At 52.6% G+C, this 25469-nt stretch carries 23 protein-coding genes and 1 tRNA gene; 10 read left to right on the forward strand and 14 right to left on the reverse strand.

The window, feature by feature from the left end:
- Window positions 1-167: 167 nt before the first annotated feature.
- The 5 genes from dksA to DBZ16_RS10175 form a co-directional block, all read right to left on the reverse strand.
- Window positions 168-584, reverse strand: coding sequence for an RNA polymerase-binding protein DksA (gene dksA / locus DBZ16_RS10155; RefSeq protein WP_003744416.1), 417 nt, complete (start codon window positions 582-584; stop codon window positions 168-170).
- A gap of 193 nt (window positions 585-777) precedes the next feature.
- Complete coding sequence (locus DBZ16_RS10160; RefSeq protein ID WP_107813910.1) at window positions 778-1332, reverse strand: YggT family protein; 555 nt, start codon at window positions 1330-1332, stop codon at window positions 778-780.
- A 2-nt stretch (window positions 1333-1334) separates the two neighbouring features.
- Window positions 1335-2132 (reverse strand): pyrroline-5-carboxylate reductase, encoded by a 798-nt coding sequence (proC, locus tag DBZ16_RS10165; protein WP_107813911.1) that lies wholly within the window; start codon window positions 2130-2132, stop codon window positions 1335-1337.
- 91 nt (window positions 2133-2223) lie between these two features.
- Window positions 2224-2619 carry an RNA-binding protein gene (locus tag DBZ16_RS10170; protein WP_107813912.1) on the reverse strand — a complete coding sequence of 132 codons (396 nt, stop codon included), beginning with the start codon at window positions 2617-2619 and terminating at the stop codon, window positions 2224-2226.
- Window positions 2616-3323: a YggS family pyridoxal phosphate-dependent enzyme gene (locus DBZ16_RS10175; RefSeq protein ID WP_107813913.1), complete on the reverse strand. Its 708-nt coding sequence runs from the start codon at window positions 3321-3323 to the stop codon at window positions 2616-2618. Before DBZ16_RS10175 ends, DBZ16_RS10170 begins: the two co-directional genes overlap by 4 nt.
- Window positions 3324-3502: 179 nt before the next feature.
- Between DBZ16_RS10175 and DBZ16_RS10180 the strand changes: the two genes are divergently transcribed.
- From DBZ16_RS10180 to DBZ16_RS10190, 3 genes are all read left to right on the forward strand, one after another.
- Complete coding sequence (locus DBZ16_RS10180; protein WP_107813914.1) at window positions 3503-4549, forward strand: type IV pilus twitching motility protein PilT; 1047 nt, start codon at window positions 3503-3505, stop codon at window positions 4547-4549.
- Between the two features lie 176 nt (window positions 4550-4725).
- Window positions 4726-5958, forward strand: coding sequence for a PilT/PilU family type 4a pilus ATPase (locus DBZ16_RS10185; RefSeq protein WP_003744423.1), 1233 nt, complete (start codon window positions 4726-4728; stop codon window positions 5956-5958).
- Window positions 5959-6241: 283 nt separating this feature from the next.
- Window positions 6242-6691, forward strand: a complete 450-nt coding sequence (locus DBZ16_RS10190; protein ID WP_107813915.1) for a DUF4149 domain-containing protein — start codon at window positions 6242-6244, stop codon at window positions 6689-6691.
- Here the strand turns inward: DBZ16_RS10190 and DBZ16_RS15120 are convergent.
- Window positions 6650-6796 (reverse strand): hypothetical protein, encoded by a 147-nt coding sequence (locus DBZ16_RS15120; RefSeq protein ID WP_159070322.1) that lies wholly within the window; start codon window positions 6794-6796, stop codon window positions 6650-6652. The two genes, DBZ16_RS10190 and DBZ16_RS15120, sit on opposite strands and share 42 nt — an antisense overlap.
- 235 nt (window positions 6797-7031) lie before the next feature.
- Entirely contained in the window at window positions 7032-7868 is an 837-nt protein-coding gene (locus DBZ16_RS10195; protein WP_107813916.1) for an FKBP-type peptidyl-prolyl cis-trans isomerase, read from the reverse strand.
- Between the two features lie 477 nt (window positions 7869-8345).
- Here DBZ16_RS10195 and DBZ16_RS10205 point away from each other — a divergent pair, with 477 nt between their 5' ends.
- Window positions 8346-8882 (forward strand): porin family protein, encoded by a 537-nt coding sequence (locus DBZ16_RS10205; protein ID WP_107813918.1) that lies wholly within the window; start codon window positions 8346-8348, stop codon window positions 8880-8882.
- Window positions 8883-9089: 207 nt separating this feature from the next.
- Here DBZ16_RS10205 and DBZ16_RS10215 read toward each other — a convergent pair whose 3' ends face one another.
- Both DBZ16_RS10215 and DBZ16_RS10220 read right to left on the reverse strand, forming a co-directional pair.
- Window positions 9090-12107, reverse strand: coding sequence for an Rne/Rng family ribonuclease (locus DBZ16_RS10215; protein WP_107813919.1), 3018 nt, complete (start codon window positions 12105-12107; stop codon window positions 9090-9092).
- A gap of 5 nt (window positions 12108-12112) precedes the next feature.
- Entirely contained in the window at window positions 12113-12265 is a 153-nt protein-coding gene (locus DBZ16_RS10220) for a hypothetical protein (protein ID WP_218015735.1), read from the reverse strand.
- Between the two features lie 407 nt (window positions 12266-12672).
- Here DBZ16_RS10220 and DBZ16_RS10225 point away from each other — a divergent pair, with 407 nt between their 5' ends.
- The 6 genes from DBZ16_RS10225 (at window position 12673) to DBZ16_RS10255 (ending at window position 18451) form a co-directional block, all read left to right on the forward strand.
- Window positions 12673-13671 carry an RluA family pseudouridine synthase gene (locus DBZ16_RS10225; RefSeq protein WP_107813920.1) on the forward strand — a complete coding sequence of 333 codons (999 nt, stop codon included), beginning with the start codon at window positions 12673-12675 and terminating at the stop codon, window positions 13669-13671.
- A gap of 10 nt (window positions 13672-13681) precedes the next feature.
- Window positions 13682-14029: a hypothetical protein gene (locus tag DBZ16_RS10230; RefSeq protein ID WP_107813921.1), complete on the forward strand. Its 348-nt coding sequence runs from the start codon at window positions 13682-13684 to the stop codon at window positions 14027-14029.
- 310 nt (window positions 14030-14339) lie between these two features.
- Window positions 14340-14963, forward strand: a complete 624-nt coding sequence (rsmG, locus tag DBZ16_RS10235) for a 16S rRNA (guanine(527)-N(7))-methyltransferase RsmG (RefSeq protein WP_107813922.1) — start codon at window positions 14340-14342, stop codon at window positions 14961-14963.
- 188 nt (window positions 14964-15151) lie between these two features.
- Window positions 15152-15227, forward strand: a tRNA-Thr gene (locus DBZ16_RS10240).
- 367 nt (window positions 15228-15594) lie between these two features.
- Window positions 15595-16020 carry a hypothetical protein gene (locus DBZ16_RS10250; protein ID WP_107813923.1) on the forward strand — a complete coding sequence of 142 codons (426 nt, stop codon included), beginning with the start codon at window positions 15595-15597 and terminating at the stop codon, window positions 16018-16020.
- 319 nt (window positions 16021-16339) lie between these two features.
- Window positions 16340-18451: a TonB-dependent receptor gene (locus DBZ16_RS10255; RefSeq protein WP_107813924.1), complete on the forward strand. Its 2112-nt coding sequence runs from the start codon at window positions 16340-16342 to the stop codon at window positions 18449-18451.
- 103 nt (window positions 18452-18554) lie between these two features.
- Here DBZ16_RS10255 and DBZ16_RS10260 read toward each other — a convergent pair whose 3' ends face one another.
- The 5 genes from DBZ16_RS10260 to yccS form a co-directional block, all read right to left on the reverse strand.
- Window positions 18555-19931: a hypothetical protein gene (locus tag DBZ16_RS10260; RefSeq protein WP_107813925.1), complete on the reverse strand. Its 1377-nt coding sequence runs from the start codon at window positions 19929-19931 to the stop codon at window positions 18555-18557.
- Between the two features lie 90 nt (window positions 19932-20021).
- Window positions 20022-20351: a hypothetical protein gene (locus DBZ16_RS10265; RefSeq protein ID WP_107813926.1), complete on the reverse strand. Its 330-nt coding sequence runs from the start codon at window positions 20349-20351 to the stop codon at window positions 20022-20024.
- Between the two features lie 149 nt (window positions 20352-20500).
- On the reverse strand, window positions 20501-20812 hold the full coding sequence (locus DBZ16_RS10270; RefSeq protein ID WP_107813927.1) for a hypothetical protein: 312 nt from the start codon (window positions 20810-20812) through the stop codon (window positions 20501-20503).
- A gap of 289 nt (window positions 20813-21101) precedes the next feature.
- On the reverse strand, window positions 21102-22997 hold the full coding sequence (gene mnmG, locus DBZ16_RS10275; protein WP_107813928.1) for a tRNA uridine-5-carboxymethylaminomethyl(34) synthesis enzyme MnmG: 1896 nt from the start codon (window positions 22995-22997) through the stop codon (window positions 21102-21104).
- Between the two features lie 214 nt (window positions 22998-23211).
- Window positions 23212-25359 carry a YccS family putative transporter gene (gene yccS, locus DBZ16_RS10280; RefSeq protein WP_107813929.1) on the reverse strand — a complete coding sequence of 716 codons (2148 nt, stop codon included), beginning with the start codon at window positions 25357-25359 and terminating at the stop codon, window positions 23212-23214.
- Window positions 25360-25469: the final 110 nt, after the last annotated feature.

The raw sequence follows: 25469 nt of genomic DNA on the forward strand, positions 1-25469 counted from the left end.
CAAAACACCATCAATCCAAACCCAAACGACCCAAAACTATCCAATTCTCACAACTACAAACAGAAACTCAACTCTCAACACCCATAGCATCAAAGGTCGTCTGAAATCTTTTTCAGACGACCTTTGTATTTTCTTACTGCCTAATTCAATCAGCCGATTTCGTTATTTTAGTCGGCAAACTGTTTTTTCATACGTTCGCGGCGTTCTTGTGCTTCTACGGAAAGTGTGGCAGTCGGGCGGGCAAGGAGGCGTTTGAGGCCGATGGGCTCGCCGGTATCTGCGCAGAAGCCGTACTCGCCTTCGTCGATGCTACGGATGGTTGCTTGTACTTTACCTAGGAGTTTGCGTTCGCGGTCGCGGGTGCGCAATTCCAGCGCGTACTCTTCTTCTTGAGTGGCGCGGTCGGCAGGATCGGGAGCGGATTCGTGTTCTTGCAGGTGGCCGGTGGTGGCAGATGCGTTTTCAATCAGTTCGTCTTGCATTTTTACCAGCAGTTCGCGGAAGAATGCCAACTGGTCGCTATTCATGTAGTCTTCTTCCGGGCCGTCCCAATTCAAAATGTCTTGTTCTGTCAGCTTTGCCATAATTTTTCTTTCAATCTATTGTGGGAAACGAAATGCTACTCAAGTGGTTTATTTTATTGATTTCTTAGAACTTCTTTTCTTAAGTCCGTTTAGAAATGGCGGCATAATACCATGTTTTCACAGCCGTGGTTTTGATTTTCACTTTTTTGCGTTTTGCTTACGTCATACTGCAAATTCTTAATGAACTTGCTGTCTATTGCAGTAGCCACAAGTTGATTTGACGGGTAATTTGAGGCGATAGACTGCTTAACCAAATCCACAGCAATAATGCCAATATACTACCTGAAAAATCGTAGCGTCCGTACTTTAAAAATTGCACGGGAGAAAGTATGGGGCGATATATCCGTTCCAAAGCGACGGAAAGTTGGGAATAAGGATCTTTAATACTGAGCGCCATGCGGATAAACAACCCTATCAACAACACATAAGCTGCTGATTTAATTGTATTCAATATTGCCAGTATAAAATTGGCGATGATGATTTTGACGCTGAATGCGGTAGGTTGCGCCACTAAAGTGATGAAGGTAAATACGATGTAATATAACAACAGTCCTGACAACAGGCAGGCTGGGTCGTATTTTTTTATGGGCAGGATTTTGTGCAGCGGATTGACCAACCAATCGGTTGATCGCTTGCTGAACGCCAAGAGCGCATGATTTTCACTCAAACCCGCCGCTTGCAGGAAGAGACGTGCCAAACACAGGATGACGATGCCGTCGGCAAGCAATATCAATAAATCTCCACGCATTTTCAGACGACCTTATATTGTTGTGCCATTTCTTGAGAACGCTTGACGCAGGCTTCAACGCCTTGGGCAATGGCTTCGGCGACGTGGCATGATTTGAACGTTTCGATGGCTTCGTGGGTGGTTCCGCCTTTGGAAGTAACGTTTTGCTGTAATCGCGCGAACTCTTCGCCGCTTTGCTCTGCCAAGGCGACTGCGCCTTTGAACGTGGCGAGACTGAGGGCGCGTGCATCTTCTTCGTCGAACCCTTGCACCTGAGCGGCGGCTTGGAGCGCGCCGAGCAAGTAAAAGACGTAGGCGGGACCGCTACCGCTGATGCCGGTAATGTTGTGCAACTTGTCTTCTTCACCCAACCAAACGGTCAAACCGACGGAGCGCATAATCCGGTCGGCGGCGGCGCGGTCAGCTTCGGATACTTCCGCTCCGGCAAACATGCCGGATACGCCCAAACCGATTTTTCCCGGCGTATTGGGCATGGTACGGACAATGCGGCGTGTTCCGCCAAGGTAGCGGCTGAGGGTATCAATAGACAAACCGGCGGCGACGGAAAGCACCAATGCGCCGTTGACACGAACGTTGCGGCACGCGGCTTCCATGTCCTGCGGTTTGACGGCAAGGATTAATACGTCGTCTGAAAACAGTTCGGGCAGGGATTCGGAAACTTCGACATTCAATTCTTTTGCCAAACGCTCGCGTTTTTCCGCGCCACGGTTGGCGATGTGGATGCGGTATCCGCCCTGCTTGACCAATCCGCCCGCAATCGCGGCTGCCATATTGCCGCCGCCTAAAAAGTAGATGTTCATAAATTTCCTTAATTTTTTAAATGAGATACATTTGCTGAGGTCGTCTGAAAAAGCCGTTTCTATCAAACTGGAAAAATTTCAGACGACCTTTTTACCAACGGACGCTTTCGGGCAGCGATGTTCGGTATAAACCCTGTTTTTCCAAACAATCGAAGCCTTCTTGTTTGAAAGTTTCCGCCAAAGGGCGTTTATCGCGGGTGTGCCAAGCTAGTCCGCAAGCTTCAAACTTTCTGATTTTCCTCATGAAATAATCATTAGCTGCAGTACGATAAGCATTGTCGTCAACAGAATAACTCCCGTCCGCCAAACGCGTTCCGCGGAAATCCTCGATAGAAGGCGGCGGCTCGCCTTTAATTTCCCAAAAATCTATTGCTGCCGGCTTTTTGGGCTTGCACCAGCCTGATAAGGACTCGCATTGATACCAGCCCATCAACCGACAACCCGTTAAGGTCAAACCAAGCAAAAAGACCGAGATAATCTGTTTCATTGACCGTCGTTCCCTTTTTGTTCCCGTCTGCCAAAAATCGCGCTGCCGATGCGCACATGCGTTGCGCCGCACGCGACCGCCACAGGCATATCGTCAGACATTCCCATAGACAACACATCCGCATCAACGCCCGCCGCATTCAGGTTGGCAAGCAGTTGCTGCATGGTTTGGAACTGATCGCGCAATTCTGCTTCGCTGCTGTCAGCTTTGGCGACACTCATCAACCCGCGTACAACCACATTCGGCAACTTCGCCACTTCCACCGCCAGCGCGACCGCCTCATCGGGCGCAACGCCGTGTTTCGCCTCCTCGCCCGCGATATTGACTTCGATGCACACCTGCAAAGGCGGCATTTCGGGCGGACGCTGTTCGCTCAGGCGGCGGGCGGTTTTCAGACGACCTATCGTATGCACCCAATGCGCACGTTCGGCGACAAATTTGGTTTTGTTCGACTGCACATCGCCGATGACGTGCCAAACGATGTCGGGCAAATCCGCGAGCGTTTCCGTTTTCTCGTACCACTCCTGAATATAGTTTTCCCCAAAATCACGCTGTCCTGCGGCATATACCTCGCGGATGTCGTCTGAAGGAAAGGTTTTGCTGACCGCAATCAAACCCACTCCACCCGCCCGCCTGCCTGCCTTTTGCTCGGCTTCGGCAATGCGGCGGCACACCTCCGCATAATTTTGTTGCAATACCGACATGATTTCTTCCTTTATTACATCAATTACAGCGATTTTGAAAATTTTACTTGGTCTGAACGGTTTATGTATTTAAAATAATACAATTTATCGGAACCTGAACAGGGAAACGCCCGGCATTCCGCGTCCGCATTTTTAATCGGGTTCCGCCTCATTATTCTAAACTAAAACAAGGCCACATTATGCAGATTACCGACTTACTCGCTTTCGGCGTCAAAAACAAAGCTTCCGACCTTCACTTAAGCTCGGAAATGTCTCCCATGATTCGCGTACACGGCGACATCCGCCGCATCAACCTGCCCGAAATGACCGCCGAAGAAGTCGGCAACATGGTTACTTCGGTCATGAACGACCACCAGCGCAAACTCTTCCAACAAGATTTGGAAGTGGACTTCTCCTTCGAGCTGCCCAACGTCGCCCGTTTCCGTGTCAACGCATTTACTTCCAACCGCGGCCCTGCCGCCGTCTTCCGTACCATTCCGAGCGCCGTATTGACGCTGGAAGACCTGCGCGCACCGCGTATTTTCCAAAAAATCGCCGACAACCCGCGCGGCTTGGTATTGGTAACCGGCCCGACCGGTTCCGGTAAATCCACCACGCTGGCGGCGATGATCAACTACATCAACGAAACCCAACCCGCACACATCCTCACCATCGAAGACCCGATCGAGTTCGTCCACCAAAGTAAAAAAGCCCTCGTCAACCAGCGCGAGCTGCACCAACACACCCACAGCTTTGCCAACGCTCTGCGTTCCGCATTGCGTGAAGACCCCGACGTAATCCTCGTGGGCGAGATGCGAGACCCAGAAACCATCGGCCTCGCGCTGACCGCAGCCGAAACCGGCCACTTGGTATTCGGCACACTGCACACCACCGGCGCTGCCAAAACCGTAGACCGTATCGTCGACGTATTCCCTGCCGGCGAAAAAGAAATGGTGCGTTCGATGCTGTCCGAGTCCCTGCGCGCGGTCATTTCGCAAACCTTGCTGAAAACCCGCGACGGCAACGGCCGTGTCGCCGCACACGAAATCCTCATTTCCACCCCCGCAGTGCGCAACCTGATCCGCGAAAACAAAATCGCCCAAATCAACTCCGCGCTGCAAACCGGTCAATCACACGGTATGCAAACCCTCGACCAAGCGCTGCAAACCCTCGTCCGCCAAGGCACCATCAGCCCCGACGTAGCCCGCAGCAAAGCGCAAAACAGCGAAAGCATGACCATCGTCTGATAAATACATTCCATTATCGGGAACAGACCAGGTCGTCTGATAAACGCAGGCAGTTTACATAACGAGGAAACCCGTTTCCCGTTTTCAGACGACCTCCGCAAGGCAGGCACAACACCCAATAACAAACAAACCGCCTGCCGGTCTCAATATTCACTTACTGATAAAGAGTACACAAAATGAGCGAAACAACTCCTTTACACGACTTACTCAGCGAAATGGTGCAAGCCTACTCGCAAAAAAACCAACCGCCGCATATCCCCACCCCCGCCGAAATCGGCACACACCTCCATCCCCTGCTCGACCGTATGTGCGTCGAAGCAGAAAAACGCGGCGCATCCGACATCTTCATCAGCGCAGGCTTCCCGCCTGCCGTCAAAGTCAGCGGCACCCTGACCCCCGTCCCGCACAAAGCCCTGACCGGCGAAGACACAGCCGCCATCGTCGAATCCACCATGAACCCCGAGCAGCTTGAGACCTTCAACCGCGAATGGGAACTCAACTACTCCGTCCAATCCCGCAGCAACACCCGTTACCGTGTCAACGCCTACCACGAACAAGGCCGCGTCGGCATGGTCTTGCGCCGCATCAACCAAGAAATCCCCGAAATGGAGAGCCTCGGTCTGCCCGCCAAACTCAAAGACCTCTCCCTTTCCCCGCGCGGCCTGCTGATCCTTGCCGGCCCGACCGGTTCCGGTAAATCGACCACCATGGCATCTATGCTCGACTACCGCAACCACAAAATGCCCGGCCACATCGTCACCATCGAAGACCCCATCGAATTCATCTACAAACCCCGCCGCAGCATCTTCACCCAGCGCGAAGTCGGCATCGACACCAACGACTGGAAAATCGCCGTACAAAGCGCGATGCGTCAAGCGCCCGACGTCGTCTGTATCGGCGAGGTGCGCAGCGAAGCCAGTATGGAATACGCCCTCCAGCTTGCCCAAACCGGCCACTTGTGCGTCTTCACCATCCACGCCAACACCGCCGCCCAAACCATCGAGCGTATCATCAACTTCTACCAAGAAGACCGCCGCAAACAAGTCCTCATGGATTTGGCGCTCAACCTGACCGGCATCATCGGCCAGCGCCTCGCCATCAAGAAAAACCGCAGCCAGCGTACCGCCGTCGTCGATTTGCTGCTCAACACCCCCGCCATGCAGGATTTGATTTTCAAAGGCGAGCTCATGGAAATCCGCGAACTCATGACGCGCTCCGGCACGGACGGCATGCAGACCTTCGACCAACACCTGTTCGAACTCTACATCAAAGGTCAAATCGAATACGACGAAGCCCTGCGCCAAGCCGTTTCCACCAACGACCTGCGCCTGCGCATCCAAATGCACGAAGAAGGCAACGACCCCGACCGCCTCTACGACCGCATCAGCGATTTGAACCTGATTTCTTAAACACCCGATTTCAGGCAAAACAAAGGTCGTCTGAAAACCTCAATTCAGGTTTTTCAGACGACCTTCTTTCATATTTCCTCGAGACCTTTGATCATTTTGTACTGCAAACCGGATGCTGTCGTTTCCCCCTCTTTTAGTGATAGGTTTGATTGCTTTTACGCTCGCTGAGTTTGCATTTATCCGCATCCGCAGGACGGATCGAATTTAGCGTAAGGCGGCGTGATCCTCAGGTCGTCTGAAAACTATGTTAGTATGCGGCAGATTTGGATTTCAGGACAAAATGATGAACCGATTGTGCGCATTGCTGACCAGCCTGTGGCTGGGCATGCAGATAATGGCGGGCTATATTGCCGCCCCGATTTTATTTGAACGGCTTGGCAAGCAGGAAGCAGGCAATATTGCCGGCGTACTGTTTTCAATCAACAATTATTTTGGTCTGCTGGCTTGGACAATGGCTTGGCTGGTGGTGCGGAGTGAACACAACCGTTCGTTGAACAACAACGGTAAAGTAGCGCCGAAATTCATTATCCTCCTTCTGCTGCTGACCGCATCCAACCAATTCCTAATAAGCCCTGTTATCGCGGCACACAAGGCAGGCACGGCAAACTGGCTGCTTTCGTTATTGGGCGGCTCTTTCGGTATGTGGCACGGCATTTCCAGCATCATTTATTTGGTATGCAGCGTCTTGGGTTTAGGTTTGCTGTGGCGTTATTTGAAATTCGAGAACAATTAGCCATCTGTTGGGCGTATTTCCTTTTAAAAAACCCTTGCCTTGTTCTTTAATGGTTTGGGCTTCTTCATCAGATTTTTTTATTTCTTTGGCGGCGAGTCCCTCCATATTTTTATCCTTCGCATAAAGAAATCAAAGGAAACCATTCAAGCCCGACAAAACAAAGGTCGTCTGAAAACCCAAACCAAGTTTTCAGACGACCTTTGTTATTTGGTATAGCGGATTGCCTGCCCCTCCACCTTAAAAAGGTTTCAGAAGAAAGACAATTGTCGGGAGTTGACTTTGGTCGATGTCCAGTTTCGCATGAACACCAATCTCAACCTTCCCTCATTGAAAAAGCAGATTACCGAATACGATGTTTGCCGTTTCTGTTGATTTTGACCAATTTGACGTCGAATATCAAAACTGAATTCGGACCGATTTTATTGCCAACCGTTTTTTCTCCGTAAGCGAGTTTGGCAGGAATATAAAAGGTAGCCTCACCGCCTTCTTTCAAAAGCTGCAAACCTTCTATCCAGCCCGGTATGGTTTGGTCAAGCTGAAAAGAAATAATGCCACCTACTCCGTCATCACTTACCCTTTCTTTACTGCTGTCGAAAACAGTACCGTCAATCAGGCGGCCTTCATATTCGACATGTACGAGATCCTTTTTCCGAGGCTGTCTGCCTGTACCTTCTTTGATCATTTTGTACTGCAAACCGGATGCTGTTGTTTTCACGCCCTCTTTAGTGGCATTTTCTTTCAAAAAAGCTTCGCCTTTTTCTTTATTGGCTTGGGCTTCTTCCTCGTATTTTTTGTTTGCTTTGTAGTGGAGTTCCTCCATGATTCCCATCAGAGCTATGGTGGCTTCCGATTCACTCAATTTAGTCTGTTTGCCATCGTATACATCCTGTACGGCGTTAAAGAAGGATTTCATATCGACGTCGAAACCCTGCTCCTTCATCTGCTTCAAGGAATTGCCAAAGTCCATACCCATTGCATAGCTGCCTTTTTCATACAAACTTTTGAAAGATGAAGATGTATCCGACTCAGCAGAAGCCTCGGTCTCTTTTGCAGTTGTACCGTCAAGGGATGAAGGCGTGGTCGTAGTTGAAGAAGTATCGGGGGTTTTATTGCTGCAAGCTGTCAGGGAAAACGAGACAATAAGTGCCAACATGCTTAATTTCAAGGTTTTATTCATAGTATTTCTCTTGGCGAGAGGTTGGAAGAAGCAAGGATTATAACCTTCGCATAAAGAAATCAGAAAAAAATCATACAAACACGATAAAACAAAGTTCGTCTGAAATCCGAAAACCAAGTTTTCAGACGACCTTTCTCGCGCTTATGGCAATAAAGCCACACCACCCAATGTAAACCGTCATCTAAGCTTTTATCATTTTTTCTACACTCCACCGCCGCTGCCAAACGCTCCTCTCTCCACACAGCAAGGTTCATAAATCTTCATACTTTTCATCGCACTTTACGCAAATTATAAATCGCGCACCTCGACATTTCGGTCGGCACAAATTCAGCCGTTTCAATGAATTACAAACGTTAAGCACTTGAGAAAATGGGTAACGCCTCGGCAAAGGCGGTTGCGGGTCATCCGCAAGCGTCCGATACTGGATTCGTCGGAAGCAGAAACACGCTTCCTGTTTATCCGTGAAGGAACATTATCATGAAAAAAACCTTACTGACTGTTTTATTGGCTACCGCTTCCGCTATTACTTTCGCTGACGGTTCATTTACCGGCGCAGGCTTGGAAGTCGGCGCGGGCGTGACCAAAAGTGATGTGCGCAATGCTAAGCTGAATGAAAAAACCAAAGGCGACGTTGCCGTACGCGGCAGCTACAGCACACAATTCGGACAAAGCAACTGGATTGGCGGCGTTGAAGCCGGCATCAAACCGCTACACCGCAAAATCGCGGGCAATGCGAAACAAAAAGTTGATGCCAACGTTTCCTACGTCCAAGGCTACCGCCTGACCGACAATGCGCTGGCTTACGGTAAGGTCGGCTACCACTACGGCCGCTTCGATAATCTGGGCGCGAAACGCAACAATATGAACGGCCTCGGCTACGGTGTGGGCGCGAAATACGCCGTTACGCCGAATGTCGAAGTCGGTGCCGAATGGGAGCAAACCCGTTATAAAAAAGACAATTTGAAAGTCCACAACAACAGCTACATGGCTACTGTCGGCTATCGCTTCAAATAATCTTTTTTAAACAGACAAAGGTCTGTCTGAAACTGGATTTACGGTTTCAGACGACCTTTTTATAGTGAATTAACTTTAAACCAGTACGGCGTTGCCTCGCCTTGCCGTACTATCTGTACTGTCTGCGGCTTCGTCGCCTTGTCCTGATTTAAATTTAATCCACTATATCGATTCGGGCATCTTGGCGATGCCCTATTCTTTCAGCTTTCAGTCTTTGCGCGTTTCCACCAAGACCATTTCGGCGGCGGCAACGGGTTCGGCTTCAACCTTCGGCACGTCCGCGCGGCGCAGGCCGGATTCGGGTTCGGGCTGAACCTGTTCGGCAAAAGCGGCGACGGCTTCGGGATTGGTTTCGACAAACACCAAACCGCCTAAGTCGGGCATCGCGGCAACGGCGGGAGCAGTTTCTTCCGCTTGGCTTGCTTCCGCTACAGTTTGCGGTTCGGATTCTGCTGCTTGGGCGGCTGCGGCGGCCGCTGCTGCTGCGGCAAGGGCTTCGATGGCGGCGGCGGCTTCGCGTTCGGCCTTCCAAACGACCAGTTCTTCCTCCATTTCGGCAACGGCTTCTACTTCGCCTTCGGCAGGGACGGCGGTCATCGGTTGGTAGCCGTCTTCGGTTTCGATGGCGAATACGGAAGTCGAAGTTTCTTCGACGCTGCCGATGGCGGAGTCGATGATGCTGCATTCGTCGTCGGTGCTGTCTTCGATCAAGATGTCGCTGTCCACATCTTCGCCTTCGATGGAGAACACGAACGCTTCTTCAGCAACGGTAACGGGTTCGGAAACCACGACAACCAAAGGCTCGCCGCTATCCTCGGGAACGGGGATGGTCACGGCAAACGGCTCTTCTTCGACGGTATTGCCCATAACGTGCGCAGCAGCGAAGAGGACTTTGTCGGCGGTATCATGAATATTCAGGTACTGCTCGATTTTGGCGGCAGACGGAATATTGCGTTTTTTACCGTTTTGACGGCGGTCGCGCTGATTGTTGCGTTCGCGGCGGTCGCGTTGGTTATTGCGCTCGCGTTGGCGGCGTTCGTTGCCTTTCGGCGCATCAGCCTCAGCAGTTTGTACGCCCTCTTCCGCCACATTGTCCACTGTTTCGGACAAGGTTTCTTCCGCGCGGATGTCCGCTTGTTCGCGGTTACGTTCGTTGCGGTTGTTGTTGCGGCGGCGTTTGTTGCCTTGCGCCTGCTCGCCCGAACGGGATTCGTTTTCAGACGACGTTGCAGCGGCAAGTGCTTGGACCTCGAGGTTTTCGGCTTCCGCTGCGGCGTTGCGCTCGTTTTGGCGGTTGCGGCTGCGGCGGTTGTCTTTGGCGTTGCGGGTTTCGTTTTCCGCTGCCTGATTGTCCGCTGCTTTGTCTTTGAAGTCCGCCACTTCGCGCACTTCTACCTTGCTGCCGTCGTGCCTGTTGTTGCGGCGCGGGTTTTGGCGGCGGTTGTTCGGGCGGCGATTGCCGGAATTGCCGTTGCGGTTGTTGCCGCTTGAAGTGCGTTTTTCTGCCACTTCGGCAACAGGTGCGGTTTCGGCTGCGGTATTGCCGCCAAAAATGCGTTTGAGCCATGCTTTGAAGCTATCCCACCATGAACCGTTCTTCTGCTCGGCTACAACCGGCGCAGGCTGGGTATGGCGCACACCTTTGACGGCGGGTTCGGGGCGGGCGGCTTTGGCTCTTTCGCTGCCGAAAGGTTTGGCGGATTCGTCTTCTTCCGGCTCGGCAACGCGTTTGTAGCTCGGTTCGCCGTCTTCTTCTACGTCGTCGATGCGGATGCGGTTGATTTCGTAGTGCGGATTTTCCAGATGGATATTCGGAATTAGGACGACGTTGACGTCCAAACGCTCTTCCATCGCAAACAGCTCGGCGCGTTTTTCGTTCAACAGGAAGGTGGCGACATCGACGGGTACTTGTGCATGTACTTCGCCGGTGTTGTCTTTCATCGCTTCTTCTTGAATGATGCGCAAAACGTGCAGGGCGGTCGATTCGATGCCGCGGATCACGCCGGTACCGGCGCAGCGCGGACAAGCAACGTGGCTGCTTTCGCCCAAAGCGGGTTTCAGGCGTTGGCGGCTCAATTCCAAGAGGCCGAAGCGGGAGAGTTTGCCCATTTGGACGCGGGCGCGGTCTTTTTTGAGTGCGTCGCGCAGGACGTTTTCAACATCGCGCTGATGCTTGGGGTTTTCCATGTCGATGAAGTCGATGACGACCAAACCGCCCAAGTCGCGCAGGCGCATTTGGCGGGCGACTTCTTCAGCGGCTTCCATATTGGTTTTGAACGCGGTGTCTTCGATGTCCGAGCCGCGGGTGGCGCGGGCGGAGTTGACGTCGATGGAAACCAGGGCTTCGGTGTGGTCGATCACAATCGCCCCGCCTGAAGGCAGGCTGACGCTGCGGGCGAACGCGCTTTCGATTTGGTGTTCGATTTGGAAGCGGGAGAACAGCGGCGTGTGGTCTTGATAGAGTTTCAGACGACCCACGTTGCTCGGCATGACGTAGCTCATAAACTCGGCAACTTGGTCGTGAACCTCTTGATTGTCCACCAAAATTTCGCCGATGTCGGGACGGAAATAGTCGCGGATGGCGCGGATGAGCAGCGAGCTTTCCATGAAGAGGAGGTAAGGGTCGTGGTGTGCCTTGCCGGCTTCTTCAATCGCCTGCCAGAGTTGTTTGAGGTAGTTCAAATCCCATTCCAACTCTTCTGCGCTGCGGCCGATACCTGCGGTGCGGGCGATGATGCTCATGCCGTTCGGAATGTCGAGTTCCGCCATAGCGGCTTTGAGTTCTTGGCGCTCTTCGCCTTCGATACGGCGGGATACGCCGCCGCCGCGCGGGTTGTTCGGCATCAATACCAAATAGCGTCCGGCTAGGCTGATGAAGGTGGTCAGCGCAGCACCTTTGTTGCCGCGTTCGTCTTTTTCGACTTGGACGATGACTTCCATGCCTTCTTTGAGCACGTCTTGAATACGCGCCCTGCCGCCTTCGTAATCGCGGAAATACGAACGCGATACTTCCTTAAACGGCAAAAAGCCGTGGCGGTCGGTTCCGTAATCCACGAAACACGCTTCCAGCGACGGCTCGATACGGGTGATGATACCCTTATAAATATTACCTTTGCGCTGCTCTTTACCCAGCGTTTCGATGTCCAAATCCAAAAGGTTTTGCCCATCGACAATGGCAACGCGCAGCTCTTCGGCTTGCGTTGCATTGAACAACATTCTTTTCATAATGATTACCTCGCACAAGCGGGCAGCCTTTTCAGACGACCTGCCTGCTCTGTCAGACACTCTGCGAGGCGGGCGGGATTAGGCATAGCCCGCGCCCCTTTTCGGCGCGGGATGCAGAAACCCGGATGAGCAATCAGTTTTTGAGTTGAAGTCCGCAAGGTTGCACGCCGCCCAAAACAATGCGGCCGTGTGCGGAAGGATACGGATAAAGAAGGCAATAAAGAACAATGCGGCGGAACACTCCGTCCGCCGCCGAAGTCCGGACGGTACAAGCCCGGCTTAGAAAACAGGTAGCCGACATCTTCTTATTATCGTTATGCCGGAAGTTTCGAACGGTGCGGCGCGGCAGGTTTGTCAAACACCCGCCCCTCGTCTTATGCCCGGTCAAATCGGCAAAATCAAATCAAACTTAATTACGCTCCTGCGTTTACGGGCTTTGGCATAAACGCAGGGAAAATGCTTTGCAGAGTGCGTTTTTAATATAAAATCTCGTTTTAACAATACCATCCGTCCCATACGGCCTGTTTGTACAGGTTTCTGCCGAAACGGATGTTCGGGATTATAGATGAAAACGCACGCAATAAGCAAAGATTCAGTCAGCCTGATTACCGTCGCCGAACACGAAGCCGGCCAACGCCTTGACAACTATCTGATAAAAATCCTCAAAGGCGTACCCAAAAGCCATATCCACCGCATTATCCGCGCCGGCGAAGTGCGCCTGAACAAAAAACGCTGCAAGCCCGACAGCCGCATCCAAACAGGCGACCTGCTCCGCATCCCGCCCGTGCGCACCGCCGAAAAACAAAGGTCGTCTGAAAACCGCGCCCAAGCCGTACCCGCGCGCGAATTTACCATCATCTACGAAGACGACGCGCTGCTCGTCATCGACAAACCAGCAGGCACCGCCGTCCACGGCGGCAGCGGCGTGAGCTTCGGCGTCATCGAACAAATCCGCCGCGCCCGCCCCGAAGCCCGCTATCTCGAACTCGTCCACCGCCTCGACAAAGACACCAGCGGTCTCTTGATGATCGCCAAAAAACGCAGCGCGCTCGTCAAACTGCACGAAGCCATCCGCAACGACCACCCCAAAAAAATCTACCTCGCACTGGGCGTAGGCAAACTGCCAAACGACAGCTTCCACGTCAAACTGCCCCTGTTCAAATACACCGGCGCGCAAGGCGAAAAAATGGTGCGCGTCAGCGAAGACGGACAATCCGCGCACACCATCTTCCGCGTGCTCAACCACTTTTCAGACGACCTCCTGCACCAAGTCGGCCTCTCGCAGCTCACTCTCGTGCAAGCCACCCTGAAAACCGGCCGCACCCACCAAATCCGCGTCCACCTCCAATCGCAGCAATGCCCCATCGCTGGCGACGAACGCTACGGCGACTACCAAGCCAACAAACGCCTCCAGAAACTCGGTTTGAAACGAATGTTCCTGCACGCCGCCGAGCTGCACCTCGACCACCCGCTGACAGGCGAAAAACTCATCTTAAAAGCCCCGCTGCCGCAAGACTTGGCACAATTTGTCCTGATGCTGGAAAACGCAGGGAAGGTCGTCTGAAAGATAAATCATGCCCTCAAATCACAACATCCTACCTGCCGAAGAATTTGTCCAACGCTGGCTGAATTTCAAAAAAAGTTATCTGTCAGAATTGAAAAACCACCGTTCCGTTTCCGCGACGGCGCAAAAGATAAACATGCTGGAATTAACAGACAAGCAACGTCGTCTGTTTGACTCCGCATTGGAATCGGCATTGGACGACGTAATGTATTCCTTATTGCTCGGCTTGGATGGCGAAGCGGAAATCGGCGGGATACAGGAATCCTTTACCATCCTGAATGAAAACGGTGAAACGGTTTCCCCGTGTGGTGAATTGTCCGATGCAGCCTACATGCTGATCCGCCAAACGGAAAACTGATTGCTCAGGTCGTCTGAAAAATTTTCTATATTTTCGGTCAACGTAGCCCACGTTACAGCTCGCTCGGAAAATGAAATACCAACCGTTCCCGAAAACACCCAAAGGTCGTCTGAAACCCGTAGCGTGGGCTTTGCCCACGACATGACTGAAAAAACAACGAACGGATTCGGATTGTCAGACAACAAGTTTCGCGGGCAAAGCCCACGCTACAACTCCACCGCCCTGAGAACCTAATCCCTTAATAACCCACGCCTTTCAGACGACCTTTTTTTCCGCTACCATAACGCCCGACACAACACGGACAAACACCATGACCCCGACACAGCAACTCCAATCAGGCATACAGGCATTAGGTTTGGATCTATCCGCAGAACAGCAAACCCTGCTGCTCGCCTATACCAGCCTGCTCAAAAAGTGGAACAAGACCTACAACCTCACCGCCTTGCGCGACGAAGCGCAAATGGTCAGCCACCACCTGCTCGACAGCCTGACCCTGCTCCCCTACCTCCAAGGCGCGCACACCATGCTGGATGTCGGTTCCGGCGGCGGACAGCCCGGCATTCCCACCGCCATCTGCCGTCCCGACCTCAACATCACCCTCTTGGACGCCAACACCAAAAAAACCGCCTTCCTGCAACAAGCCGTCATCGAACTCGGACTCGCCAACGTCCGCGTCGTCAACGGTCGTGTCGAAGCCGTTCAAGACTTCCAAGCCGACATCATCACCAGCCGAGCCTTCGCCGAACTCGCCGACTTCGTCAACTGGACGGCACACCTGCTGAAAGACGGTGGCCGCTGGGTCGCCATGAAAGGCGTGTACCCCGAAGAAGAAATCGCCAAACTCCCCGACACAGTCGCCGTCGAACGCGTCGAAGCCCTCCACGTCCCCGGCTTGGATGCAGAACGGCATATGGTGGTTTTGAAGAAGGTTTGAACATGACAAAAGGTCGTCTGAAAACCCGAAACAGGCATTTCAGACGACCTCGTTATTCCTAAATCTGCTCGCTGAAAAGCCGATATCATTAACACCTTACCAATTCAAGCAACAAAGCAGCAGCAATAAAACCAGCCCGACAACACATTGCCATCCGCATCAGTTGAGTATATGATAACGAACACCGTGCCGGTGTAGCTCAGTCGGTAGAGCAGCGCATTCGTAACGCGAAGGTCGGGGGTTCGATTCCCTTCTCCGGCACCAGATTGGATAAAGAAAGGTCGTCTGAAAACTTGGTTTTTGTGTTTTCAGACGACCTTTTTCATAGAGAGCAGATGCAAATAGGGTTTGCTGACGTATTCAGCAGATATAGTGGATTAAATTTAAATCAGGACAAGGCGACGAAGCCGCAGACAGTACAGATAGTACGGAACCGATTCACTTGGTGCTTCAGCACCTTAGAGAATCGTTCTCTTTGAGCTAAGGCGAGGCAACGCCGTACTGGTTTAAAGTTAATCCACTATAAAAGTACAATGCTGCTCTTCTCAGTTTATCGCTTCATGGCGTTGTTTCCCGCGCGAAGCAAGGTCGTTTTACACTATTTCAGTTTGATTTTTAAAGGTCAGCCAAAATGAAAAGAATACTTTTCACTATCCTGTTTTTGTCTACAACTGCCTATGCCAGCCACACTTATTCATCAGACAATTTGACTTGCACATACCAAGATTTGACCGCCCCCAACAGCCGGCCGCAAACAACGGCTTGCAGCAGCCTGGCTTGGGAAAGCGCACAAGTCTACGATGAAAAACGCGGCGGCTATATCGCGGGGAACGGGGAAGAGTACAAATTGAAAAATGGAAAAACGATTGTTTTTTCGTATGAAGCCTTTATGAAAACGAAAGAATCCAATCCGACAGGCGGCAAATGGACTCATTCGACCAAACTGATGAATAACAAGACTTACACCACCACCGAGCGTACATTCAAAGGCAAAAGCTGGACGTGTTACCGATCGACAAAAGAAGAATTATGCGTAGATTCCCCAAGTCTTTATTAAACGCTGTCTTATCGGCTGTTAATTAAATCTCTTCTGCGTTTGGCTTTGCGTAATGTATCGATATGAAAAAAGGTCGTCTGAAACCGAAAATTAAGTTTCAGACGACCTTTCGACTTATAGCGTCCTTGTTTGTGAAAGTCTGAATTCATTTTAAAATCAGTAAATTATATTCAGATTAAATATTATTCCAGATTAGTCTGTTCTTTTGTTGCAAAATATAAACATGATTTAATCCAATATCGAGAATTGTTATTATTTTCTATATTTTGTATGCAACTTTTCCCTATAATGCGGCATCTGTTTATCTGACGAGTTGAAAATGCAACATTACACCCGCCTCTCCTTGATTGCCGCACTGATTTCCGCCGCCTTCCCGCTCCATGCCGCCGATAACGACGATACCGGCGAACGCTATACCGCCACGCTGCCCACCGTTACCGTGGTCGGACAGTCTGACACCAGCGTACTCAAAGGCTACATTAACTACGACGAAGCCGCCGTTACCCGCAACGGCCAGTTCATCAAAGAAACGCCGCAAACCGTCGATACGCTCAATATCCAGAAAAACAAAAATTACGGCACTAACGATTTGAGTTCCATCCTCGAAGGCAACGCCGGCATCGACGCTGCCTACGATATGCGCGGCGAAAGCATTTTCCTGCGCGGTTTTCAAGCCGACGCATCCGATATTTACCGCGACGGCGTACGCGAAAGCGGCCAGGTGCGCCGCAGCACTGCCAACATCGAGCGCGTGGAAATCCTGAAAGGCCCGTCTTCCGTGCTTTACGGCCGCACCAACGGCGGCGGTGTCATCAACATGGTCAGCAAATACGCCAACTTCAAACAAAGCCGCAACATCGGTGCGGTTTACGGCTCGTGGGCAAACCGCAGCCTGAATATGGACATCAACGAAGTGCTGAACAAAAACGTCGCCATCCGCCTCACCGGCGAAGTCGGGCGCGCCAATTCGTTCCGCAGCGGCATAGACAGCAAAAACGTCATGATTTCGCCCAGCATTACCGTCAAACTCGACAACGGCTTGAAATGGACGGGACAATACACCTACGACAATGTGGAGCGCACGCCCGACCGCAGCCCGACCAAGTCCGTGTACGACCGCTTCGGACTGCCTTACCGCATGGGTTTTGCCCACCCGAACGATTTTGTGAAAGACAAGCTGCAAGTTTGGCGTTCCGACCTTGAATACGCCTTCAACGACAAATGGCACGCCCAATGGCAGCTTGCCCACCGCACGGCGGCGCAGGATTTCGACCATTTTTATGCAGGCAGCGAAAACGGCGGCCGAATCAAACGCAACTACGCCTGGCAGCAGACCGACAACAAAACCCTGTCGTCCAACTTCACGCTCAACGGCGACTACAACATCGGCCGTTTTGAAAACCACCTGACCGTAGGCATGGATTACAGCCGCGAACACCGCAACCCGACATTGGGTTTCAGCCGTGCCTTTTCCGTCTCCATCAACCCCTACGACCGCGCAAGCTGGCCGGCTTCGGGCAGGCTGCAACCCGTCCTCACCCAAAACCGCCACAAAGCTGACTCCTACGGCATCTTTGTGCAAAACATCTTCTCCGCCACGCCCGATTTGAAATTCGTCCTCGGAGGCCGTTACGATAAATACACCTTTAATTCCGAAAACAAACTCACCGGCAGCAGCCGCCAATACAGCGGCCATTCGTTCAGCCCCAACATCGGCGCAGTGTGGAACGTAACGCCCGCCCACACGCTCTACGCCTCGTATAATAAAGGCTTCGCACCTTATGGCGGACGCGGCGGCTATTTGAGTATCGACACTTCGTCTGCCGCCGTGTTCAACGCCGACCCCGAGTACACCCGCCAATACGAAACCGGCGTCAAAAGCAGTTGGCTGGACGACCGCCTCAGCACCACATTGTCCGCCTACCAAATCGAACGCTTCAATATCCGCTACCGCCCCGACGCGCAAAATGATCCCTACACTTGGGCAGTCGGCGGCAAACACCGTTCGCACGGCGTGGAGTTGTCCGCCATCGGACAAATCATCCCCAAAAAACTCTACCTGCGCGGATCGTTGGGCGTAATGCAGGCGAAAGTGGTTGAAGACAAGGAAAATCCAAACCGCGTGGGCATCCATTTGGAAAACACCAGCAACGTTACCGGCAACCTGTTTTTCCGTTACACGCCGACTGAAAACCTCTACGGCGAAATCGGCGTAACCGGTACGGGCAAACGCTACGGCTACAATTCGAGCCAAAAAGCAACCACCACGCTTCCCGGCTTCGTCCGCACCGATGCCATGCTCGGCTGGAACCGCAAAAATCTGAACCTCACTTTCGCCGTCGGCAATCTGTTCAATCAAAAATACTGGCGTTCCGACGCCATGCCCGGCGCGCCGCGCACTTATACGGCGCGGGTGAATTACAGTTTCTAATCCCGGTCAGAAAACAGAACAAAGGTCGTCTGAAACCTGATTTTGGGTTTCAGACGACCTTTTGTTTACTGTCACACTATCTCAACGTGGACACGGACTTTCATTACTGCTGCGACTTCGGCAGTTTATCCGTCATTTCACTATGCTGCCCTGGCGGCAATGCCAGCGGAACATTCAATATAAACCGTACATGGTGTTGATACGGGGTAAACACGATGGCTTTTGCTTCGGGGTCGTAGTGCAGCTCACGGGACGGGCTGCCATGGCGGGCAAGGATATTGGGCAGCTCGGTGGCACGTTGGTTTTTGGGCAGTCTGTATAAGGCAAGTGCAGCCTGAAAAGCATGCTGCTGCATTTGCGTGTCTTGCAGGCGGCGGGCATAGGGATCAACGTCGCCGCCGTAATCTCCGTTAATAAACTGGCAACCCAGCGCATTACGCAGACAGGCAAGGCTGCCGTACTGCTGCCAGAAAGTTTGCGGCATTTGGGCATCCTGCGGCGCCCATACAGGCAGATCTTGCGCGAAGGCCTGCTGTGCCGGAGGCTCGCAGCCAAAAGCAAACTGTTTGCTGGCAAGTGTTCGCGAGTGCTCAGGCGAGAACAACACAGGCACGATCCATGCGGGCATTTCTTGGCTCAGTTGGGTCGGAAGATTGGCGATGAAGTTATCCATATAGTGATACTCGAACTGCATGATACGGCAGTAGTTTTCTGCGTTGTCGCCAGTCGGTGCGAACGCGTCGGCACAGTTTTCAGGCAGTTTGCCTGCCCATTGCGGCTGTTCGGCGAGCATTGCGGCGGCGAGTCTTGTATTGTTCTGGATAATAGTGGTGCCAATCATTGCAGGAAGGAGTCCGCCACGCGATTGCTGTAAGGTTTTGCCGGTGCGAATGTTGCGGCAGATTCGGGCAAATGCGGCTTCGGGTTTGCCGTCCAGCCAGTCCACGGCGGCAGGCGTAGTTTGGTAAACAAGATAGTGGTATGTTGGAAAGGCATCCGAAATATTTAGAGCGCGCACATCCAAATTGCTGTATTGCGACACGCGGTCGGCATTGTCAAAAAGTTTGGCATATTTCGCCACAACAGCACGGTAGGCATCGGCGTGGGCACGCACGTTTTGCAGGCAGTCTGCAACGATCGCTCCATCATTGTTTCTAGATATACAGTCGAGGCTTTGCCCTTCTTCATCCTTCGTAATCAGTTTGCGCTGGCGGAGGCTTTCGGGCAGCTGGTCGTCCTCCGGCACTTTATTGCCCAGTTTTGCCATGATTTGACGGCGTTCCGCGGCATCGGGAATATCGTAAGGCATCAACCACAGTGCATCCGTTCCTTCACTGTCGCCGCGCGGTATTTCACCCTGCAACAGACGCTTTGCCGGCTCGGCAGTACGGTTGTCGTACCATACGGACAGTTGGGACAAAATGCCTAAAATAAGCAGGGTTGCAACAAAGAAAGTAAGTAAGATTTTTATTTTTTTCATGGGTTGGAAAGTTGGGTTTGGGGTTATGGGCTAATTCGACCTACAAAATAATTTGAAAATCAGCCCGTGGAAATTTTTCTGTTTACCCGTTTACAACAGAAGATGCAGCACTTTGATGCTGAAAGTATCCCGCATCGTTAAGGCAGCTGTATCAGCTTCCTGAAATACGGTTTTCTCCCCTTCAAAGGCATAGTGGTAGATTTTTCTATTTAACGCATCAAAGAAATAACCGTAGAAACAGTCTTCTTGATTTTCATCTTCTACAAAGTCGGTAATATAGATATTTTCCTCTTCTATGCCTAAGTAATCTTTGATTTGCTGGAATAAATGAGGAAATTCAAGTGGAAATGCCTGCGTGAGATCTTCGATATCCTCTAAAAATACCTCGTTGGGGATATCTTGCAATTCTATGGATTCCATTTTTCTTTCCTCCTGTTTTGTATCGTTATTCTTTCAAAAGAAATAAACCGCCGTAGCAAGCCGTAGGTCGGATACTTGTATCCGACACAGCCGTCTAAGATGTTAAATTCTCGAATCCGACTTATGGTTGTATTTTGATAATTAAACAATTAATCTAAAAAATCATCATGATTCCAATAATGTAAAACTGCATTAATTAAGGAACATGTCGTAGCATCAGAATGGTTTTCTGTATAAATATCAATTATGTCAATGAACATTGGAGCTTCAAGCCAGTTTTGGTAATCTTTATTATTTTCTATAAAAAGCTCATCACTTTCAGTTTCTGGTAATAAAAAAGTACACTTGAGTAATCCTTCTTGGGTTTCTACATCATCATCTTTTAATGTATAAAGAAAGCCATAGTCTAAAAGACTTTCTTTTGAATCAATTAAATTTTTAATCCCAACAATTTTGATCATAGGTCAATTGGCTTTCATACGTTATCTACATTTATCACAACATTTCTTGCCACCACCCTATTTTTCACTGCCGCTTCTACCGCTAGTAACGTAGGTCGGATTCTTGTATCCGACCCAGCCGTCTAAGATGTCGGATTCGAGAATCCGACCTACGGCACTTGAATTATTATGATCATGACGGCAAGGGTGCTTTCTATTTTAATCTACATAAATATGTATCGGTATTAAAAAGGTCGTCTGAAACCTAATTTTCGGTTTCAGACGACCTTTTCCTATCTTCGGGTAAACCTTACTTCGCCCCTTTAAACCCGCGCTTCAAATGCACCATCAGCAATGCCACTGCCGCAGGCGTGACGCCGGAAATTCGGCTTGCTTGTCCGACGGTTTCGGGTTTGTGCTGGTTGAGCTTTTGCTGCACTTCGGCGGACAGGCCTTTGACTTTGCTGTAATCGATGTTTTCAGGTAGCCTCAACGTTTCCAAATCGCGGCGGCTGTCGATTTCCTCGTTTTGGCGGTCGATATAGCCTTGGTATTTGACTTGGATTTCGACTTGTTCGATAACTTCGGCGGAGAGATTTTCAGACGACCTTGCGCCTTCGAGCGTCATCAGTGCGGCGTAGTCGAGGTTCGGGCGGCGCAGGAGGTCGTGCAGGTTGGCTTCGCGGCTGAGTTTTTGTCCGAACACGCGGATTTGTTCGTCTTCGGCGAGTTTTTGCGGCGTGTACCACGTTGTTTTCAAACGTTGGATTTCGCGTTCGATGGCTTCGCGTTTTTCGTTGAACATGCGCCATTGCTCTTCACCCACCAAGCCGATTTTGTGGCCGTCTTCGGTCAGGCGCATGTCGGCGTTGTCTTCTCTGAGTTGCAGGCGGTATTCGGCGCGGCTGGTGAACATGCGGTAGGGTTCGTTCACGCCTTTGGTGATGAGGTCGTCGACCAATACGCCGAGATAGGCTTGTTCGCGGCGCAGCAGGAGCGGGTCTTGTTCGCGGACGTATTGCACGGCGTTTGCTCCTGCGAGCAGGCCTTGTGCGGCGGCTTCTTCGTAGCCGGTGGTGCCGTTGATTTGTCCGGCGAAGAAGAGGCCTTGGATGGTTTTGGTTTCGAGGCTGGCTTTGAGGTTGCGCGGATCGAAGTAGTCGTATTCGATGGCGTAGCCGGGGCGCAGGATATGGGCGTTTTCAAGGCCTTTCATGCTGCGCACGAGGGCGATTTGGATGTCGAACGGCAGGCTGGTGGAGATGCCGTTGGGGTAGTATTCGTTGGTGGTCAGGCCTTCGGGTTCAAGGAAAATCTGGTGGCTGTCTTTGTCGGCGAAGCGGTTGATTTTGTCTTCGATGGACGGGCAGTAGCGCGGACCGACGCCTTCGATTTTGCCGGTGAACATGGGGCTGCGGTCGAAGCCTGAGCGGATGATGTCGTGGGTTTGCAGGTTGGTATGCGTAATCCAGCAGGACACTTGGCGCGGGTGCATTTCGGCGTTGCCGCGCACGGAGAAAACGGGCACAGGCGTGTCGCCGGGCTGTTCGGTGAGCTGGGAGAAATCAATCGTGCGGCCGTCGATGCGCGGCGGCGTGCCGGTTTTCAGACGACCTTGCGGCAGGTTCAACTCGCGCAAACGTCCGCCCAGCGATTTGGCGGCGGGATCGCCGGCGCGGCCGCCTTCGTAGTTTTCCAAACCGATGTGGATTTTGCCGGACAAAAACGTGCCTGCGGTCAGCACGACGGCGCGGGCTTTAAATTCCACGCCCATCGCGGTGATTACGCCGCTGATGCGGTCGCCGTCGAGCGTTACGTCGTCAACCGACTGCTGGAAGAGGTCGAGGTTTTCTTGGTTTTCCAGCATTTCGCGGATGGCGGCCTTGTATAAAATACGGTCCGCCTGCGCGCGCGTGGCACGCACTGCCGCGCCTTTGCTGGCGTTCAGGCGGCGGAACTGGATGCCGGATTTGTCGGTTGCCAACGCCATCGCGCCGCCGAGCGCGTCGAGTTCGCGTACTAAATGTCCTTTGCCGATGCCGCCGATGGACGGGTTGCACGACATTTGTCCGAGCGTTTCGATGTTGTGTGTGAGCAAAAGCGTCTGCGCGCCCATGCGTGCGGCGGCAAGCGCGGCTTCCGTGCCTGCGTGTCCGCCGCCGACGACGATGACGTCGTAGGTTTTGGGGTAAATCATGTGGGTCATGTGTTTCAACGTGCCTAATGGTTTCAGACGACCCCTTTTCTCTGACGGAGGTCGTCTGAAAATATAATGAATTCAAAAATAAACGTGGAATTGTACGCTTTTTCGGGGGGATTTGACAGGTGGCAATGGTTTGCGGGTGCAAATGAAGGAAAGGTCGTCTGAAAAACCTTGTTTCGGGTTTTTAGACGACCTTTCGTTTGTCTGCTGATTAATATCACGCGGCTTGCGGGATGGCTTCAATGTCGTGCAGGCTGCGGTAGCAGGGGTCGAGCTGTTTGGCGATGAGGGTGAGCTGCCGGTGGAGGATGTGGCTTTGGCGTGCGTCGCCGGCTTCTGTTTGCAGGGCTTCCAAATCGGTTTGGATTTGTGACAGGGTCGTCTGAAAATCTTGTTCGCCGGTTTGCGGAAGGCGTTCGAGCAGGTCGGCGATGCGGTAGCCGCTTTGGTAGAACTTGCGGACGAAGTCGGGGCTGCACGCGCCGTCCATTTCGCTTCGGTATGCGCCGAGTGCGGAGATGTAGCCGGTTAGGGCGTAGCTGGTTTTGAGGAGGGTGAAGCCGCTTTGCAGGTTGTTGCCGTATTTTTTGGGTTCGCTGCTCATGTCGGAGAGGGTGCTGCTGAGGGTGGCGGTGCGTTCGTGGGCTTGGCGGCGGACGGTGCGGTATTCGACGTCGTCGGCGATGCCGTATTGGAGCTGGTCGAGAATTTTTCTGAGGTAGGCACCGTTGCCGCCGACGGCTTGGGCGGCGGTTTTTTCGAGGGTGAGGTAACGCCAATCCGGCCAGAGGTAGGTGACGGCTGCCCACGCGAGGACGGAGCCAACGATGGTGTCGATGATGCGGACGGGCATGGCGGCATAGACGTCCAGCCCGGCGAGGGAGAAGCTGGTGAGGGCTTGGATGGTGATGAAGAAGGTGGAGAAGCTGTATTTGTAGCTTCGGGTCATGAAAAACAGGGTGGTGCTGGCGATGACGATCCAGAGTTTGGTTTCGACGGATGGGGTGAAATAAGGCACGAGGGAGCCGACGATGACGCCGAGTATGGTGCCGGCGATGCGTTGGTACACGCGGCTTTTGGTGGCGGTGTAGTTGGGTTGGCAGACGAAGACTGCGGTCAGGAGTATCCAGTAGCCGAGGTTGAGATGGAGGATTTCGACGATGATGCAGGAGGCGGCAACGAGGATGGAGAGGCGCGTAGCGTGACGGAACACGCCCGACTCGAAGTTGAGCTGGCTGCGGACGGTCTGCCAGACGTTTTTCAGGCTGCTGTTTTCGAGGGCGGCGATGCGGGTGTCGCTGCTGTTGTCGTTTTCGGCGGGGGAATCGCTGTGTTGGAGTTGGCGCAGTTGGTGGTCGACGCTGCCGAGGTTGTCGAGCAGGCGGCGGATGTGGTGGATGTTGCGGCTTTCGGGGTGGTCGTCGGTGTAGTGCGAAAGGGATTGGCGGCAGCCTTCCATCGCGCGTCCGAGGCGTTTGCTGTATGTGTAGTCTTTGCCGTTCCTCAGGGCGGCGGCAACGTTGCGGCATGCCTGCCCCTGCATTTCGAGCAGGCGGCGGATGCGGAAGATGAGATCGGTGTTTTTGAGGGTGTCGGTCAGCTCGGTATAGTCGGCGTGGGCGGAGCTGACGCGTTCGTGTATGTCTTGGGCGGTAAAGTAGTAGCGCAGCATTTTGGCGGTGCGCGGGTGGCGGTGTTTGCCGCGCAGACGGTAAAACAGGGCGGCGCGGCATTGGTTGAAGGCAGTGATGACGCCAGTGTTGCTCATGGCGAGGTCGATTTGGCGGTTGCCGAGCCAAGCGGCTTCGTCGGGATCGAAAAAGTCGGCTTTGGCGTCAAAATAGCCGCCGAGCGCTTCGTAGGCGTTGGCGACGCTTTCTTGAACGGGGCGGTGCGGGAGGATGATTTGGAAAACGAGTGTGCAGGTGCTGTATAACACGGTCCCGAGCAGAATCATGACGGGATTGGTCAGCCAGAAGTTTTCGGGGGTGTAGGTGAGCGTGGTGTAGGTGGCGACGGCGAGCGCGCCGAACGCGAAAGTGCGGTATTTCAGCCCGACCGCGCCCAAAATGGTAAAGCCGAACGTCATCAGGGTCATGGCGAGGATGAAGGGCAGGCCGGTGCCGAGCGTGCTTTGGGCGACGAGCGATGAAATGGTAAACAGGGCGACGGTGATGATGATGTTTTTCAGACGACCTGTCAGGCGGTTGTCCAAATCGACGAGGCCGCCCGCGATGATGCCGAGTACGAAAGGCATGGCGAGCTTGGGCGTACCAAACCGCCAGACAAGGGTCGCGGCGATAAAGACGCTGGCGAAGACGGGCAGCGAGGTGATGATGAGGGGTTTGAGCGGCGGGAGTTTCATCGTATTGGGCGCAGCTTTAAATTGGAATGGTTTGATTATTATGAATGAAATGAAACGGTATTCTAACAGGATTTTAGGGCGGGACGGGGGCTATGGGGTCGTCTGAAAAC

This window comes from Neisseria sicca (assembly GCF_003044565.1).
GTDB classification, from domain to species: domain Bacteria; phylum Pseudomonadota; class Gammaproteobacteria; order Burkholderiales; family Neisseriaceae; genus Neisseria; species Neisseria sicca_A.